Annotated in this window: 17 protein-coding genes and 1 riboswitch; of the genes, 14 read left to right on the top strand and 3 right to left on the bottom strand. The window is 56.0% G+C overall.

Features of this window, described 5'->3' with window-relative positions:
- Nucleotides 1–32: 32 nt before the first annotated feature.
- Nucleotides 33–1,007 (top strand): HTH-type transcriptional regulator CysB, encoded by a 975-nt coding sequence (cysB, locus tag GWQ29_RS08240; RefSeq protein ID WP_005315034.1) that lies wholly within the window; start codon nucleotides 33–35, stop codon nucleotides 1,005–1,007.
- A 146-nt stretch (nucleotides 1,008–1,153) separates the two neighbouring features.
- Here cysB and ribA read toward each other — a convergent pair whose 3' ends face one another.
- Nucleotides 1,154–1,747, bottom strand: a complete 594-nt coding sequence (ribA, locus tag GWQ29_RS08235) for a GTP cyclohydrolase II (protein ID WP_021140653.1) — start codon at nucleotides 1,745–1,747, stop codon at nucleotides 1,154–1,156.
- Between the two features lie 248 nt (nucleotides 1,748–1,995).
- Between ribA and cmk the strand changes: the two genes are divergently transcribed.
- The 6 genes from cmk (at nucleotide 1,996) to pyrF (ending at nucleotide 7,259) form a co-directional block, all read left to right on the top strand.
- Nucleotides 1,996–2,688 carry a (d)CMP kinase gene (gene cmk / locus GWQ29_RS08230; RefSeq protein ID WP_159166617.1) on the top strand — a complete coding sequence of 231 codons (693 nt, stop codon included), beginning with the start codon at nucleotides 1,996–1,998 and terminating at the stop codon, nucleotides 2,686–2,688.
- 94 nt (nucleotides 2,689–2,782) lie between these two features.
- Nucleotides 2,783–4,453: a 30S ribosomal protein S1 gene (gene rpsA, locus GWQ29_RS08225; RefSeq protein WP_005315043.1), complete on the top strand. Its 1,671-nt coding sequence runs from the start codon at nucleotides 2,783–2,785 to the stop codon at nucleotides 4,451–4,453.
- 92 nt (nucleotides 4,454–4,545) lie between these two features.
- Nucleotides 4,546–4,830, top strand: coding sequence for an integration host factor subunit beta (gene ihfB, locus GWQ29_RS08220; protein WP_005299934.1), 285 nt, complete (start codon nucleotides 4,546–4,548; stop codon nucleotides 4,828–4,830).
- Nucleotides 4,831–4,986: 156 nt separating this feature from the next.
- Nucleotides 4,987–5,271, top strand: a complete 285-nt coding sequence (locus GWQ29_RS08215; RefSeq protein ID WP_005315045.1) for a lipopolysaccharide assembly protein LapA domain-containing protein — start codon at nucleotides 4,987–4,989, stop codon at nucleotides 5,269–5,271.
- Nucleotides 5,272–5,280: 9 nt separating this feature from the next.
- Nucleotides 5,281–6,447, top strand: coding sequence for a lipopolysaccharide assembly protein LapB (lapB, locus tag GWQ29_RS08210; RefSeq protein WP_005315046.1), 1,167 nt, complete (start codon nucleotides 5,281–5,283; stop codon nucleotides 6,445–6,447).
- Between the two features lie 110 nt (nucleotides 6,448–6,557).
- Entirely contained in the window at nucleotides 6,558–7,259 is a 702-nt protein-coding gene (pyrF, locus tag GWQ29_RS08205) for an orotidine-5'-phosphate decarboxylase (RefSeq protein WP_265461845.1), read from the top strand.
- 73 nt (nucleotides 7,260–7,332) lie between these two features.
- On the opposite strand, the gene rrtA is transcribed toward pyrF, so the two are convergent.
- A complete protein-coding gene (gene rrtA / locus GWQ29_RS08200) occupies nucleotides 7,333–7,911 on the bottom strand; it encodes a rhombosortase (RefSeq protein WP_241778224.1) in 579 nt (192 codons plus the stop codon).
- Here rrtA and GWQ29_RS08195 point away from each other — a divergent pair.
- The 5 genes from GWQ29_RS08195 (at nucleotide 7,910) to GWQ29_RS08175 (ending at nucleotide 10,786) form a co-directional block, all read left to right on the top strand.
- Nucleotides 7,910–8,530 carry a tRNA-uridine aminocarboxypropyltransferase gene (locus GWQ29_RS08195; RefSeq protein ID WP_192873380.1) on the top strand — a complete coding sequence of 207 codons (621 nt, stop codon included), beginning with the start codon at nucleotides 7,910–7,912 and terminating at the stop codon, nucleotides 8,528–8,530. The two genes, rrtA and GWQ29_RS08195, sit on opposite strands and share 2 nt — an antisense overlap.
- Before the next feature lie 23 nt (nucleotides 8,531–8,553).
- A complete protein-coding gene (queC, locus tag GWQ29_RS08190) occupies nucleotides 8,554–9,261 on the top strand; it encodes a 7-cyano-7-deazaguanine synthase QueC (RefSeq protein ID WP_256683933.1) in 708 nt (235 codons plus the stop codon).
- Between the two features lie 61 nt (nucleotides 9,262–9,322).
- The gene (queE, locus tag GWQ29_RS08185; protein WP_265461875.1) at nucleotides 9,323–9,994 is read left to right on the top strand and encodes a 7-carboxy-7-deazaguanine synthase QueE; all 672 of its coding nucleotides are present in this window, start codon (nucleotides 9,323–9,325) and stop codon (nucleotides 9,992–9,994) included.
- Between the two features lies 1 nt (nucleotide 9,995).
- A complete protein-coding gene (locus tag GWQ29_RS08180) occupies nucleotides 9,996–10,226 on the top strand; it encodes a DUF3820 family protein (protein ID WP_005315061.1) in 231 nt (76 codons plus the stop codon).
- Entirely contained in the window at nucleotides 10,223–10,786 is a 564-nt protein-coding gene (locus GWQ29_RS08175) for a cob(I)yrinic acid a,c-diamide adenosyltransferase (protein ID WP_111588731.1), read from the top strand. The genes GWQ29_RS08180 and GWQ29_RS08175 overlap by 4 nt, the downstream gene beginning before the upstream one ends.
- A gap of 66 nt (nucleotides 10,787–10,852) precedes the next feature.
- On the opposite strand, the gene GWQ29_RS08170 is transcribed toward GWQ29_RS08175, so the two are convergent.
- Nucleotides 10,853–11,260 carry an H-NS family nucleoid-associated regulatory protein gene (locus GWQ29_RS08170; RefSeq protein ID WP_058394089.1) on the bottom strand — a complete coding sequence of 136 codons (408 nt, stop codon included), beginning with the start codon at nucleotides 11,258–11,260 and terminating at the stop codon, nucleotides 10,853–10,855.
- Between the two features lie 320 nt (nucleotides 11,261–11,580).
- A riboswitch (Lysine riboswitch) is annotated at nucleotides 11,581–11,752 on the top strand.
- A gap of 86 nt (nucleotides 11,753–11,838) precedes the next feature.
- On the opposite strand from GWQ29_RS08170, the gene GWQ29_RS08165 reads away from it, so the two are divergent.
- Nucleotides 11,839–13,419, top strand: a complete 1,581-nt coding sequence (locus tag GWQ29_RS08165) for a Na+/H+ antiporter NhaC family protein (protein WP_275919191.1) — start codon at nucleotides 11,839–11,841, stop codon at nucleotides 13,417–13,419.
- Nucleotides 13,420–13,523: 104 nt separating this feature from the next.
- Nucleotides 13,524–14,105, top strand: coding sequence for a thymidine kinase (locus tag GWQ29_RS08160; protein ID WP_005315094.1), 582 nt, complete (start codon nucleotides 13,524–13,526; stop codon nucleotides 14,103–14,105).
- Nucleotides 14,106–14,121 lie beyond the last annotated feature (16 nt).

The raw sequence follows: 14,121 nt of genomic DNA, 5'->3' as shown, positions 1-14,121 counted from the left end.
ATTAGTTCAAGTCGCCTTTAGAGCCTAACATCATGAAACTCCAACAGTTGCGTTATATCGTTGAGGTTGCCAATCACAGACTGAACGTGTCGGCAACGGCAGAGAGCCTCTACACCTCTCAGCCAGGGATCAGCAAGCAGGTGCGCATGCTGGAAGATGAGCTGGGGATCCAGATTTTCGAGCGAAGCGGCAAGCATCTGACCCAGATCACTCCGGCAGGGCGGGACGTGATCAAGATTGCCAACGAGATCCTGGGAAAGGTGGAGAGCATCAAATCGGTGGCGAGCCAGCATACTCATCCCGAGCAAGGCACGCTGCATATTGCTACCACCCATACCCAGGCTCGTTATGCGCTGCCCGATGTCATCAAGGGTTTCATCAAGCGCTTCCCCAAGGTGTCTCTGCACATGCACCAGGGTACCCCGACCCAGATCAGTGAAGCCGTGGTCAAGGGGCAAGCCGACTTTGCCATCGCCACCGAGGCGCTGCACCTGTATGAAGATCTCATCATGCTGCCTTGTTACCACTGGAATCGCAGCGTCATTGTTCCCAAGGGACACCCCTTGACCCAGGTTGGCAAGCTCTCCATTGCGGATATCGCCCGCTTCCCGCTGGTGACCTATGTGTTCGGATTTACCGGCCGCTCCGAGCTGGATCTCGCTTTCAATCGGGCCGGTTTCGAGCCCAATATCGTCTTTACCGCGACCGATGCCGATGTGATCAAAACCTATGTTCGACTGGGCGTCGGGATAGGGGTGATGGCGACCATGGCGCTGGATCAGCAGGTTGATACCGATTTGGTGGCACTCGACGCCAGCCATCTGTTTGCTCACAGCACCACCAAGATAGGATTTCGTAAAGGATCTTTCCTGCGCACCTATATGTATGACTTCATGACCCGTTTTGCCCCGCACCTGACCCGGGATGTGGTGGAGCGCGCCATCGCGCTGCGCTCCAGCGATGACGTGGATGCCATGTTTGCCGATATAGAGCTGCCGGTTCGCTAGCGTCGTGCCAGCGAGCAGCTTGAATCAATAAAAAACGCCTCCCGATGGGAGGCGTTTTTATGCCAGCGTCTGATCACTGGAGTCATTTTCTGAACCTGTGATCCAGCTTGTTCGCTTTGGCCAAAAGGCAGGCCTCGTTGTGAGGCTCACTTCTTGAACATGTGGTCCAATTTATTCGCTTTGGTCGAGAGATAGAACTCGTTGTGAGGATTGCGGCCTTCCTGCAGGGGAACCCGCTCCGTCACCGGAATGCCAAAGCTCTCCATCGCCTTCATCTTGCGTGGATTATTGGTCATCAGGCGCAGGCTGGTGACGTTCAACGCCTTGAGCATATCGGCACAGATGGTGTAGTCGCGCATGTCGGCAGCAAAGCCCAGCGCCACATTGGCTTCGACGGTATCGGCGCCCTGATCCTGCAGATGATAGGCCCGGATCTTGTTGAGCAGGCCGATGCCACGCCCTTCCTGGCGTACATACAACAAAACGCCACGACCCGCTTTGGCGATGTTCTCCATGGCGGCCTGCAATTGGAAGCCGCAGTCGCAGCGAAGGCTGAACAAGGCATCTCCGGTCAGGCATTCAGAGTGAATACGGCCCAGCACAGGCTCATCGCCCGTGACGTCGCCCATCACCAGCGCAGCATGATCCTTGCCGGTGCCGGCTTCCTGAAAGCCTACCAGCGTGAAGGTGCCCCAGGGGGTCGGCAACTTGGATTTGGCCACGAGGGTAACGCTGCTCATAGGTTGCTCCTTACTACAGCTGCTTAAAAAGGGCGGCCAGTTTAGCGCGCCTTGTCCATAACAACCATAAGAACAAAACCTTGTGCTATTTAATGACTTGAGTAGTTGTACACAAACAACGCAGTCGCGACGGCTTTTGCGCAAATGTGCGCCCTGACGACTGCCAGACTCGGCACATTTGGGTATAATCGGCGCCCATTACCTCATTCCCTCCGGGATGTGTGCAACAAGTGTGCAGGAGATAAGTTATGCCTCAGATGGCCCCCGTGATGACAATCGATGGCCCGAGTGGTGCCGGTAAAGGCACCTTGTGTCAGTTGCTGGCTGAAAAACTGGGTTGGCACCTGCTCGATTCCGGCGCCATCTACCGGGTATTGGCCCTGGCTGCCTTGCACCATGATGTGGAACTCGATTCTGAAGCTGCGCTGGTCCCCCTTGCTGCCAATCTGGATGTGCAGTTCCAGGTGGATAGCGAACAGGTCAAGGTGGTGCTGGAAGGGGAGGATGTCTCCCGCACCATTCGTACCGAAGAGGTGGGCAATGCCGCGAGCAAAATTGCCGCTTTTCCGCGAGTGCGTGAAGCCCTGCTGCGCCGCCAGCGTGCATTTCGTCAAACCCCTGGCCTGATTGCCGACGGCAGAGACATGGGGACCGTGGTTTTTCCGGAGGCAGAGGTAAAAATTTTCCTCGACGCCAGTGCGGAGGAACGGGCCCAGCGCCGCTATAAGCAGTTGCAAGATAAGGGCTTTGATGTTAACTTTGAGCGTCTTTTAACCGAGATTCGGGAACGTGACGATCGCGACAGAAATCGCGCCGTAGCGCCCCTTAAAGCGGCAGAAGATGCTCTCGTGGTGGATTCTACCTCCATGACCATAGATGAAGTGCTGGCAACAGTGCTCGCCTATGCAGAGCAACAACTTGGTGATGCCAGCGCAAGCTGACATCCGGTCGTCTGCACCAAGGATGGCGCAGATTATTTAAAACAGCCCCGCTTGTGCCGGATTGCAAGTGGATGTTTCATTTGTGAAATAAACAATGATCGAATCTTTTGCTCAACTCTTTGAAGAGTCCCTGAACTCCGTTGAAACCCGTCAAGGTTCCATCGTCAAGGGTACTGTCGTTGCTATCGAGAACGGTTTCGTACTGGTTGACGCCGGTCTGAAATCTGAGTCCGCCATCCCGGCTGAAGAATTCAAGAACGCCTTGGGCGAGCTTGAAATCAGTGTGGGTGACACTGTTGACGTAGCTCTGGACTCTATCGAAGATGGTTTCGGCGAAACCAAGCTGTCCCGTGAAAAAGCCAAGCGCCACGAAGCCTGGCTGCAGCTTGAAAAAGCTTACGAAGAGCAAGCTACCGTTATCGGTATCATCAACGGCAAGGTCAAGGGTGGTTTCACCGTTGAACTGAATGGCATCCGTGCCTTCCTGCCGGGTTCTCTGGTTGACGTGCGTCCGATCCGTGACACCGCTCACCTGGAAAACAAAGAACTCGAGTTCAAAGTCATCAAGCTGGACCAGAAGCGCAACAACGTTGTTGTTTCCCGTCGTGCCGTGATCGAGACCGAGAATACCTCCGAGCGCGAGAGCCTGCTGGCTAACCTGCAAGAAGGTCAAGAAGTCAAGGGTATCGTCAAGAACCTGACCGACTACGGTGCATTCGTAGATCTGGGCGGTGTTGACGGCCTGCTGCACATCACCGACATGGCGTGGAAGCGCGTTAAGCATCCTTCCGAAATCGTCAACGTTGGCGACGAGATCGCAGTCAAGGTTCTGAAGTTCGACCGCGAGCGTACCCGTGTATCTCTGGGTCTGAAGCAGCTGGGCGAAGATCCCTGGGTTGCTATCGCCAAGCGTTACCCGGAGACCACCCGTCTGTCTGGCCGCGTGACCAACCTGACCGACTACGGCTGCTTCGTTGAAATCGAAGAAGGCGTTGAAGGCCTGGTACACGTATCCGAGATGGATTGGACCAACAAGAACATCCACCCGTCCAAAGTTGTTAACGTTGGCGACGTGGTTGACGTGATGGTTCTGGATATCGACGAAGAACGTCGTCGTATCTCCCTGGGTCTGAAGCAGTGCAAATCCAACCCGTGGCAGCTGTTTGCCGAAACTCACGCCAAGGGCGACCGTGTTTCCGGTAAAATCAAGTCCATCACTGACTTTGGTATCTTCATCGGTCTGGACGGCGGCATCGACGGTCTGGTTCACCTGTCTGACATCTCCTGGAACAACCAGGGTGAAGAAGCAGTTCGTGAATTCAAGAAAGGCGACGAGATCGAAGCCGTTGTTCTGCAAGTGGACCCGGAGCGTGAGCGCATCTCCCTGGGTGTCAAGCAGATCGAAGAAGACCCGTTCAATAAGTACCTGTCTGATAACAAGAAAGGTGCTATTGTGAAGGGTAAGGTTACCGAGGTTGATGCCAAGGGTGCCGTGATCGAACTGGCTGACGGCGTAGAAGGCTACCTGCGTGCCTCCGACGCTGCTCGTGACCGTGTCGAAGACGCGACTCTGGTACTGTCCGTTGGTGATGAAGTTGAAGCCAAGTTCATGGGCGTTGATCGTAAGAACCGCACCGTAAGCCTGTCTGTCCGTGCTAAGGACGAGGCTGACGAGCGTGTTGCTATCGATAGCCTGAACCAACAAGAAGAAGTTGTGTTCAGCAATGCTATGATGGAAGCGTTCAAAGCTGCCAAGGGTGAATAATCCTTGATGCAAGAAAAGGGCGGCTTCACGCCGCCCTTTTTTATATTGGCGTAATGAATATTGCATGTGATCGGGGAAGGAGATTTAACGTTATGACCAAATCAGATCTCATCGAACAATTGGCTGCGAGCCGCATGCATATGCCGGCCAAAGATGTCGAAGCTGCCATCAAGGAGATCCTTGAGCAGATGGCATCGACTTTGCAAAACGGCGACCGGATTGAAATCCGTGGATTTGGAAGTTTTTCACTGCACTATCGTGCCCCCCGCGTGGGTCGTAATCCCAAGACCGGGGACAAGGTTGAACTGACCGGGAAATATGTCCCTCATTTCAAACCTGGCAAAGAGTTGCGCGAGCGCGTGAACATTATTGAATAATGCAGAAAACGGCATACTTGGGTATGCCTTTTTTGTTTTTGTGGCTTCTCTTGTGTCAATTGTCTGGTTTCTCCAAGTCTTTTCCCATTCGCTCTAGAGTCTGCCCGTGATTTTAAGGATAATCAGCCTTTCATTAGATACTGACAGGGAGCTCCTATGAAGCGTATCTTGGCCCTCATTCCGCTGGTGCTGGTGTTTATTCTGACCCTGGCCATCGGTTCGCAAAATGGTCAGCTGGTGCAGTTCAATTATTTGATTGCCCAAGGGGAGTTTTCGCTCTCCATGTTGCTGGGTCTCTTCTTTGGCGGTGGCTTCCTGCTGGGCTGGCTGGTCTTTGGTCTGCTGTTCTTGCGTCTCAAGATGCAGAACCGCACCCTCAATCGCACCATGCGTCGTCAATCACGCGAGTTGGAGCTGGCTCGGTCGACAGTCAAGGAATAATGTCCCTCGATGCTTGAACTGCTTTTCCTGCTGTTGCCTATTGCCGCCGGTTATGGCTGGTACATGGGGCGCAGGAGTGTTCGCCAGGACACCCAGAAACAGAGTAATCAATTCTCCCGCCAGTACGTGGCGGGCCTCAACTATTTGCTGTCTGACGAGTCGGACAAGGCGGTGGATCTTTTTATCCAGCTGCTGGAAGTGGACAGCGAAACCATCGAAACACACCTCTCTCTTGGCAACCTGTTTCGCCAGCGTGGCGAGGTGGACAGAGCCATCAAGATCCACCAGAACCTGGTCACCCGTCAGCTGACCCGTGAACAGCGTCAGCTTGCGTTGCAGGAGCTGGCCCGTGACTTTCTGGCTGCCGGTTTGCTCGACCGCGCCGAAGCGCTCTGGAACGAGCTGTGCGAAGACAGCGACTATGAAGAGACGGCGCTGGCCCAGTTGTTGATCATCCATCAGCAGTTGCGTGACTGGGACAAGGCCATCGATGTCGCAGTGCGACTGCAGAAATATCAGGGCAAGAAGCTGGCCGATCCTATTTCCCATTTCTATTGCGAACAGGCGGAGAGTGCCTTGCGTGACGGCGATGAGTCTATGGGGCGCGCCAAGCTCAAACGTGCGCTGGGGGTCAATCCTGCCTGTGCCCGTGCCAGCCTGCGCTTGGCCGAGCTGGCGATGGTGGCACAAGACTATGAACAGGCCGGCAAGGATCTGCTGCGGGTGTTCGAGCAGGACATGGATTTTGCCTCCGAAGCCATCCCTCACCTCACAGAGTGCTACCAGCGCCAGGGGCGTTCCCTCGAACTCATTCCCTTGCTGGAGCAGGCGGTGGAGGATCACGCCGGGGTGAGTGTGACCCTGGCCCTTGCCAAACTGGTAGAGGAGCGCGATGGCCTGAACCAGGCCCGTGCTCTGGTGCTGCGTCAATTGCGCCGTCACCCCTCCATGAAGGGGTTCTACCAGTTGGTGGGCTTTCAGCTGGCCAGCGCGGAGGAGGGGCCTGCCAAGGAGAGTCTGGAGCTGCTGCAACAACTGGTCGGCGATCAGATCAAGATCAAATCAACCCACAAGTGTCGGCAGTGTGGTTTTGCCACCCACTCGCTGTTCTGGCAATGCCCATCCTGTCGCCAATGGGGTTCCATCAAGCCGATCCGTGGCCTGGATGGTGAGTAATCGATAGAAAATGAGATGCCAGGTACTTCCGGTGCTGCGGCAGCGCCATCAGGCCGGGTCTGGATGGTGAGCGACAAACCAGATAGTGATAACAATCAATAGGAAGTGAGATGCTAGATCCCAAAGTACTGGTAGCGCTGGATTATCAGCACGAGGCCGATGCCTTCGCGTTCATTGAACGTATCTCTCCGGCCCAGTGCCGCCTCAAGGTCGGCAAGGAGATGTTCACCCTGTTTGGTCCCCAGTTTGTACGCCAGCTGGTGGTCAGGGGATTCGATGTCTTTTTGGATCTGAAGTTTCACGACATTCCCAACACAGTGGCCAAGGCTGTGGCCGCCAGTGCCGAGCTGGGTGTCTGGATGGTCAACGTCCATGCCAGCGGTGGCGAGCGGATGATGCGTGCCGCCAAGGAGGCGCTGGCTCCCTATGGTGACAAGGCTCCCCTGTTGATCGGTGTGACAGTGTTGACCAGCATGGAGCAAGCCGACATGGCGCCGCTTGGTCTGGATGTAAGCCCTGCCGAGCAGGTGGTCCGTCTGGCCACACTGGCCAAAGCATCGGGGCTGGATGGGGTGGTCTGTTCCGCCAATGAAGCCTGCGAGCTGAAAGCCTTGCTTGGTGCAGACTTCAAGCTGGTGACGCCAGGTATTCGTCCTGCGGGCTCTGATGCAGGTGATCAGCGTCGGGTGATGACGCCGCGTGCTGCGATGGATGCAGGGGCTGACTATCTGGTGATTGGTCGACCCATCACTCAGGCAGATGATCCCGCCGCTACTCTCTCAAGCATCAATACCGAGCTGGCAGGGCGATAAGGTTTGAAGGGGACAGGCCGATTGACCGCCCGGCCTGTCCTGTTCTGCCGGCACGGCACTCTGCCGGTAGAAGTCACTCCTTGATGGTTTGGGTACCCAGACTGACGGGCAGCAGGCCGAGCAACAGGCCAGCTCCCGAACCAATCAGATGCGACTCTATGTGTACCCGTGCGCCGATAAGGGCAGATACCGGACTTCCCCCCGCGCTGTAGAAGTCCACCCCCAGTTTGATGGTCACCCCCAGCAACATCAGCCAGCCCGAATAGCGGCGATAGCGGATATCCTGCAAGGCTCCCCATACGAACAGGCCGTGCAAGGCCCCTGACAACCCCATGTACCACTGGGTTTGCGGACACCACCACCAGATCCCGAGGCCGACGGCGCAACCCAAGAGCAGCAGCAGTACCGGCAGGCGGCAACCCGTCAGGTATTCCCGAAACAGACTGTAGAGCACGCACAGACCGCTCAGGTTGAGCAGCAGGTGCCACAGATTGGTATGGGCCAGATTGCCTGTTATGATGCGCCACCCTTCGCCTTGGGCGATCAGGGCTCGCTCGAAGGAGAGCAGGTGATTCGGTACGGTGAAAAAGAGCAACAAGCTGGCGAGTGAAAGCGTGATAACCCAGAGCAATCCTGATTTTTCAGACGACATGAAACGGCCCAACGACAAGAACAGTCGATACTGTACACGTTGCACCAGAGCCCTCAAAGCCTGCCTTTGTGATTATATTCGGCAGGTGTCCCATCTCGCTCCCCTTCATATTCTGCAGCACCCGAGCGAAGCAGGGCATCCCAAGGGTACAGCCGCTCTGCTGGCCGCGTCCCTGACCCGGGCCCGTATTCATGTGGGAGAAGACTTTGCCGGGGCTCAGTGGCTCAATGCCTTGCTGGCGGATCCCAAGATGCACTGTTATCTGCTCTGGCCTGACGAGCAGGCTCTGGGGCTGGATCAGGTGCGAGAGCGAATCGTGCAAAACGATGAGGGCGGCAAGGTCTGCTTCATCCTGCTCGATGGCACCTGGCGCAAGGCGTATCGCATGTTGCACAGCAATCCGGCCTTGCTGCGGTTGCCCAGGATCAAGCTCGGCGCTATCCCCGGCCAGTACTCCATTCGCAAGAAACCCTTTCCCGAGGCGCTGTCGACCCTGGAGGCTGGCTACCATCTGTTGTCCCAGTGGGAGGGTGAACCCGAACGCTTCGCCCCGCTGATGACCCTCTTTACCCATTTAAACCAGCAGTGGCATGACTTTGTACAAGGTCGCCGCGTGTAAATTGCAAACCAGGAGTAATGAACGTGAAAAAAGCCGTCGTGGTATTCAGTGGTGGCCAGGACAGTACCACCTGTCTGGTACAGGCTCTGGCCCATTATGACGAGGTGCACGCCATTACCTTCGATTATGGCCAGCGCCATCGGGAGGAGATTGAGACTGCTCGCCGGTTGGCCACTCAGTTTGGGATCGCCGCCCACAAGGTGATGGATGTGACCCTGCTCAATGAACTGGCCGTCTCGGCCCTGACCCGGGACGAGATCCCGGTCAGTGGTGAATTGCAGGACAACGGCCTGCCCAACACCTTCGTACCGGGCCGCAACATATTGTTTCTGACCCTGGCGTCCATCTATGCCTACCAGGTGGGTGCCGAGGCGGTGATCACAGGGGTGTGCGAGACTGATTTTTCCGGCTACCCAGATTGCCGTGACGAATTCGTCAAGTCGCTCAATCAGGCCGTCTCTCTGGGGCTTGATCGCAGCATCCGTTTTGAAACCCCGCTGATGTGGCTCGACAAGGCTGAAACCTGGGCGCTGGCGGATTACTACGGCCACCTGGAGACGGTGCGCCAGCAGACACTCACCTGTTATAACGGCATTGCTGGCGATGGCTGTGGTCACTGTCCTGCCTGCGAACTGCGTAGCCGGGGGCTGGATCTGTATCTGGCCGACAAGGCGGGGATCATGGCCCGGCTGTACGAGAAAACCGGATTGTGTGAGAAAAGCGGACTGTGAGCCTGCGTCTTGCCCTTGCTTGGGGTATAATCCGCGACTTTTGCAACAAGCCGTGACCGTGATGCACTACCCAATCAACGAGATATTCCAGACCATCCAGGGGGAGGGCATCTTCACCGGCCTGCCCGCCATCTTCGTTCGCCTGCAAGGCTGCCCCGTGGGTTGTCCCTGGTGCGATACCCGTCATACCTGGATTGTCGATCCTGCTCGTGAAGTGGGGGTACAGGCTGTGTTGGACTGTTCCAACGAGTCTGATAGCTGGAGCAAGATGAGCACGGATCAGATCCTGGCCAGTTTCCAGCAGCTGGGTTATCAGGCTCGCCATGTGGTGATCACGGGGGGCGAGCCTTGCCTCTATGATCTGCATGAGCTCTCCACCGTCTTGCTGACGGCGGGATATCAGGTGCAGATCGAAACCAGCGGTACCAGCGAGATCAAGACTCACGACAGTACCTGGGTCACTGTCTCACCCAAGATTGGTATGAAGGGGGGCCTGCCCGTGCTGGTATCGGCGCTTGAGCGTGCCAACGAAATCAAGCACCCGGTCGCGACCGAGCGCCATATCGAGGAGCTCGATGCCCTGCTGGCAACCGCCACTTTGCGCCCGGATGTGGAAATTGCGCTGCAGCCCATCAGCCAGAAGCCCCGTGCTACCCAGCTGGCGATGGCAGTCTGTATTGCCCGTAATTGGCGGCTATCTATCCAGACTCATAAATATCTGGATATTGATTAATATGGAGTGGTTATCCGACGAGCGTGTGCTGCTCACCCTGGCCAACAAGATGCCTTACGGTAAATATCAGGGGCGGCGGATCATCGATATTCCGGAGCCCTATCTGGTGTGGATGGCGCGCACTGGTTTTCCTGCCGGTGCGCTGGGTCAAACGCTGGCCCTTGCCTATGAAATCAAGCTGAACGGGCTCGAATCCATGATTGTTCCCATTATTAACAGGATGTCGGTATGAGGATATATACGAGGCAGGGCGATAAAGGCATGACCCGACTGGCCGATGGTGTGCAATTGGCCAAGGATGAGCTGCGGGTAGAAACCTATGGCTATATCGATGAATTGAATTCTCATATAGGTCTGCTCATTGCGGAGGTGCCCGCAGCTGAAACCGGTTTATTAGCCGATCTGGTATTATTGCAGCAAGAGTTGTTCGATTTGGGTGGGGAGTTGGCTTTTTCCAGCGATGGCCAGCATGAGGCCATCTGGCAGGTAAATAACGAATGGACCTTGCGCCTCGAGCAGCAAATCGATGCCTACAGCGCCAATTTACCCTTGCTGCGCAATTTCATTTTGCCCAGTGGTTCCCGTGCAGCTGCCCAAGCTCACGTGGTGCGAACCCTGACCCGTCGCTGTGAGCGCCTGCTGCTGAGTTTGAGTCGTACAGAGCAGATCAATCCGGCCATACTGCCCTATGTAAACCGGCTGAGTGACTGGTTCTTCACCATAGCCCGCTACCTGCTGGCCTGCACCGGGACGCCGGAAGTGCTCTGGGTCAAGGCGGCCGAACGGGGCTGATGGCGTTATATCAGGCAATAAAAAACCTCGCAGTGCGAGGTTTTTTATTGGTCGGTGATTTGCCAATCAGATGGCAAATTCCTCGATGGATTTGCCTTCGGCAACGGCCTTGGCAATCGCGGAAGGCATACGGCCCTGACCAGTCCAGGTTTTTTCAACACCATTATCCAGATAGCGGTATTTGGCAGGGCGTGGGGCACGCTTGCCTTTTTTCGCAGCCTTGGCTGGCTCGTTAGCCACTGTGCCAACCAGCTCGGCAGGATCAATGCCAGCGGCTTTCAGCATTTCGGTATATTCGTTAATTTTGCGCTGATGTTCTTCACGGGCCTGACGATCGGCGGCTTCATCCTGCTGACGTTCGGCAACAATAGCAGAGAGTTTTTCCAGGCCTTCTTCCAATTGTTCCAGAGTCAACTCACGGCACGCTGCGCGCAAGCTACGGATATTCAGCAGTACTTTCAAAAATTCGTTCATAGTGTCCACCACGCGAGCAAAGGAGAGAATTAAATGAAAAGAGTAATTTTGGGTAATTTATACGCCAGCTTGCTATTAAGTCAAGATAAGCAAAATAATAAATTCAGCGTGAAAAATAAGTGAACTGTTTTGAGTTCAGACTGGATTCAGTAATATTGAATACGTCATACCCGACTGAGTTCCAAGCAGGTGAAAATAGCGACAAAACCAAAATATTTGCACCATTTGACTACCTTTCCCCCATTTTAAAATGGCCAGCGTGGGGATTTAATCAAAAAACTTGCCATAACGTACCAGCACGATAAAATGTGCGCCGAATACCTTTAAGTAGAGGCGCGCTGCCTATGACTACTTGTGCGGAGGGTGATGCCTGTGATGCACAAGGAAAGGAGTCAGCGCCGAAGTAGCCAGGCCATCATACCGGGCTGCTGGTTCTGCATCGAACAGGTGCAGGACTGCCATAGTCATCCACTATGGAGCGCTACCTGAAGGGGCTGAGGAGTATGACCTCCCCATGGGTTTTGTTTCTTTATCCTCTCGGTAGATCTCCACCTGCTGTCTTTAGGTGCAAAGAGATCATGGACATCATTCAGTACGCCGACTCAGGTTGGTCTGTCGTTCCCCCCTTGTTGGCCGTCGCCCTGGCGATCCTGACCCGCCGCGTCCTGCTGTCGCTGGGGGCGGGGATCCTGACCGGCAGCCTGCTGCTCAATCAGTTTTCTCCCCTCGATTCCCTGCATTACATCTTGAACACAGTGCTCAAGATCTTCTGGGTCGATGGCGCGCTCAATCGTGACAACGTCAACATGATACTGTTCATGCTGCTCTTGGGTGGTCTCATCAGCCTGATGAGCGTCTCCGGCGCCACCCGCGCCTTTGCCGAGTGGGCCGAGCGCCGTGCCAAGACCCGCAAGGGTGCCAAGGCGCTCACCGGCATGATGGTGTTTGCCTTCTTTATTGATGACTTCTTTCACAGTCTGTCGGTGGGAGCCATCTGCCGTCCGGTGACGGATCGCTTCCAGATCTCCCGCGCCAAGCTGGCTTATCTGCTCGACTCCACTGCGGCTCCCGTCTGTGTGCTTATGCCCATCTCCTCCTGGGGGGCCTACATTATCGCCCTGGTAGGCGGCATCATGGCGGCGCACGGTCTGACCGAGCAGAGCCCGATTGCTGCGTTTGTCGAGATGATCCCGATGAATCTCTATGCCGTCTTCACCCTGGTCATGGTGCTGGTGGTGATCGCGTTTCAGCTCGATATCGGCCCCATGCGTCAACATGAGCAGTGGGCGCTGGAAGGCAAGCTGTGGGATGAATCCAAGGGCCGTCCCATCGGTCTGGATATGGAGAGCCCGGAGGAGAGCAATGGCGGCATGATTGACATGGTGCTGCCGATCCTGACGCTGACCGCCGCAACCGTCTACTTCATGATTGACTCAGGGGCTGCCGTGCTGAGCGAGAAGGGGCTGCCCTTCAGCGTGCTCGGTTCGCTCGAGAACACCAATGTCGGCTCCTCTCTGGTTTACGGTGCCCTGTGCAGCCTGGTGGTTTCCATCGGTCTGGCGCTTCGCCTCAAGCTGGGTGCCAAGAACTGGATCAAGGCCGCGCCCCAAGGGGTGATGGCCATGCTGCCGGCGATCACTATTCTGCTGTTTGCCTGGGCTATCGGCTCTGTGGTGCGGGATGTGGAAACCGGCAAATATCTGGCTTCCCTGGCGAACGGCAACCTGCCAATCGAAGTGCTGCCTGCTGTGGTGTTTATCCTCTCCTGCGCCATGGCATTTGCCACCGGTACCAGCTGGGGCACCTTCGGCATCATGCTGCCCCTGGCCGGTGACATGGCGGCCGCCAGCGACATCAGCCTGATGCTGCCAATGCTGGCCGCCGTACTCGCAGGCTCAGTGTTCGGGGATCACAGCTCGCCCATCTCCAGTACCAGCATATTGTCTGCCACGGGTGCCGGTTGCCATCATATCGATCACGTCATGACCCAACTGCCCTATGCGCTGACCATCGCCTTGGGTGCCGCGCTCGGCTACCTGGCCATGGGGTTGATGCATTCCGTGCTGGCGGGCTTTAGCGTCAGTGCGCTCTGGTTCGTGGTGTTTACCACTTATCACCTGCGCAAAGCGAAAACACGGCCGGCGCTGGTCACCGCATAACGCACAAAAAACACACTGGAAGAGCAAGGGGCCCATGGGCCCCTTGGTTTTGTCCGGGGCTTTGGTTAGCATGCGCCCCATAAATTCAGTTTCGGAACAGCATAATGGCTTCACTGCACTACAAATTTGCCACCATGAATTCAGGCAAATCCACCCAGCTCATCCAGGCCCACTTCAATTATCTGGAGCGTGGCATGCAGCCCCTGGCCATGACACCGGCCATCGACGATCGCTTCGGCGCCGGGGTGATCAGTGCCCGGGTTGGATTGGAGTTGAAGGTGGAGGTGTTCAGTGATACCTGCGATCTGTTCGACATGGTCAAGGCGCGCCATGCAGTAAAGCGCATCGATGTGTTCATCGTCGATGAGGCCCAGTTTCTGACCCGCGAACAGGTCTACCAGCTGGCCCGCATCGTCGATGAGCAGGATATTCCGGTGATCGCCTATGGTCTGAAGACCGACTTTCGGGGGGAGCTGTTCCCCGGCTCCTACCATCTGCTATGCCTCGCTGACAAGTTTGAGGAGCTCAAAAGCATCTGCTGGTGTGGCAACAAGGCCCACATGAACTCACGGGTGAGCGAAGCCGGGCAGGTGATGCGCGATGGGGAGCAGGTGGAGATAGGCGGCAACGATCGCTATGTGTCCCTGTGCCGCAAGCACTATCTGGCCGGGCGGGCATATAAATAGTCTGATAGGAATGACC

The organism is Aeromonas sp. 2HA2 (assembly GCF_029237345.1).
In the GTDB taxonomy this organism is placed as follows: Bacteria; Pseudomonadota; Gammaproteobacteria; order Enterobacterales; family Aeromonadaceae; genus Aeromonas; species Aeromonas salmonicida.
The sequence above is the reverse complement of the archived record's forward strand: the minus strand, read 5'-3'. Positions and strand labels throughout refer to the sequence as shown.

Bases quoted from the DNA above. Each gene is read 5' to 3' on its own strand.
- GWQ29_RS08170 (WP_058394089.1), bottom strand. From the start codon at position 11,260: ATGAACGAATTTTTGAAAGTACTGCTGAATATCCGTAGCTTGCGCGCA.
- GWQ29_RS08165 (WP_275919191.1), top strand. From the start codon at position 11,839: ATGGACATCATTCAGTACGCCGACTCAGGTTGGTCTGTCGTTCCCCCC.
- rpsA (WP_005315043.1), top strand. From the start codon at position 2,783: ATGATCGAATCTTTTGCTCAACTCTTTGAAGAGTCCCTGAACTCCGTT.
- GWQ29_RS08160 (WP_005315094.1), top strand. From the start codon at position 13,524: ATGGCTTCACTGCACTACAAATTTGCCACCATGAATTCAGGCAAATCC.
- queE (WP_265461875.1), top strand. From the start codon at position 9,323: ATGCACTACCCAATCAACGAGATATTCCAGACCATCCAGGGGGAGGGC.
- pyrF (WP_265461845.1), top strand. From the start codon at position 6,558: ATGCTAGATCCCAAAGTACTGGTAGCGCTGGATTATCAGCACGAGGCC.
- cysB (WP_005315034.1), top strand. From the start codon at position 33: ATGAAACTCCAACAGTTGCGTTATATCGTTGAGGTTGCCAATCACAGA.
- lapB (WP_005315046.1), top strand. From the start codon at position 5,281: ATGCTTGAACTGCTTTTCCTGCTGTTGCCTATTGCCGCCGGTTATGGC.
- GWQ29_RS08175 (WP_111588731.1), top strand. From the start codon at position 10,223: ATGAGGATATATACGAGGCAGGGCGATAAAGGCATGACCCGACTGGCC.
- cmk (WP_159166617.1), top strand. From the start codon at position 1,996: ATGCCTCAGATGGCCCCCGTGATGACAATCGATGGCCCGAGTGGTGCC.
- GWQ29_RS08215 (WP_005315045.1), top strand. From the start codon at position 4,987: ATGAAGCGTATCTTGGCCCTCATTCCGCTGGTGCTGGTGTTTATTCTG.
- GWQ29_RS08180 (WP_005315061.1), top strand. From the start codon at position 9,996: ATGGAGTGGTTATCCGACGAGCGTGTGCTGCTCACCCTGGCCAACAAG.
- GWQ29_RS08195 (WP_192873380.1), top strand. From the start codon at position 7,910: ATGAAACGGCCCAACGACAAGAACAGTCGATACTGTACACGTTGCACC.
- rrtA (WP_241778224.1), bottom strand. From the start codon at position 7,911: ATGTCGTCTGAAAAATCAGGATTGCTCTGGGTTATCACGCTTTCACTC.
- ribA (WP_021140653.1), bottom strand. From the start codon at position 1,747: ATGAGCAGCGTTACCCTCGTGGCCAAATCCAAGTTGCCGACCCCCTGG.
- ihfB (WP_005299934.1), top strand. From the start codon at position 4,546: ATGACCAAATCAGATCTCATCGAACAATTGGCTGCGAGCCGCATGCAT.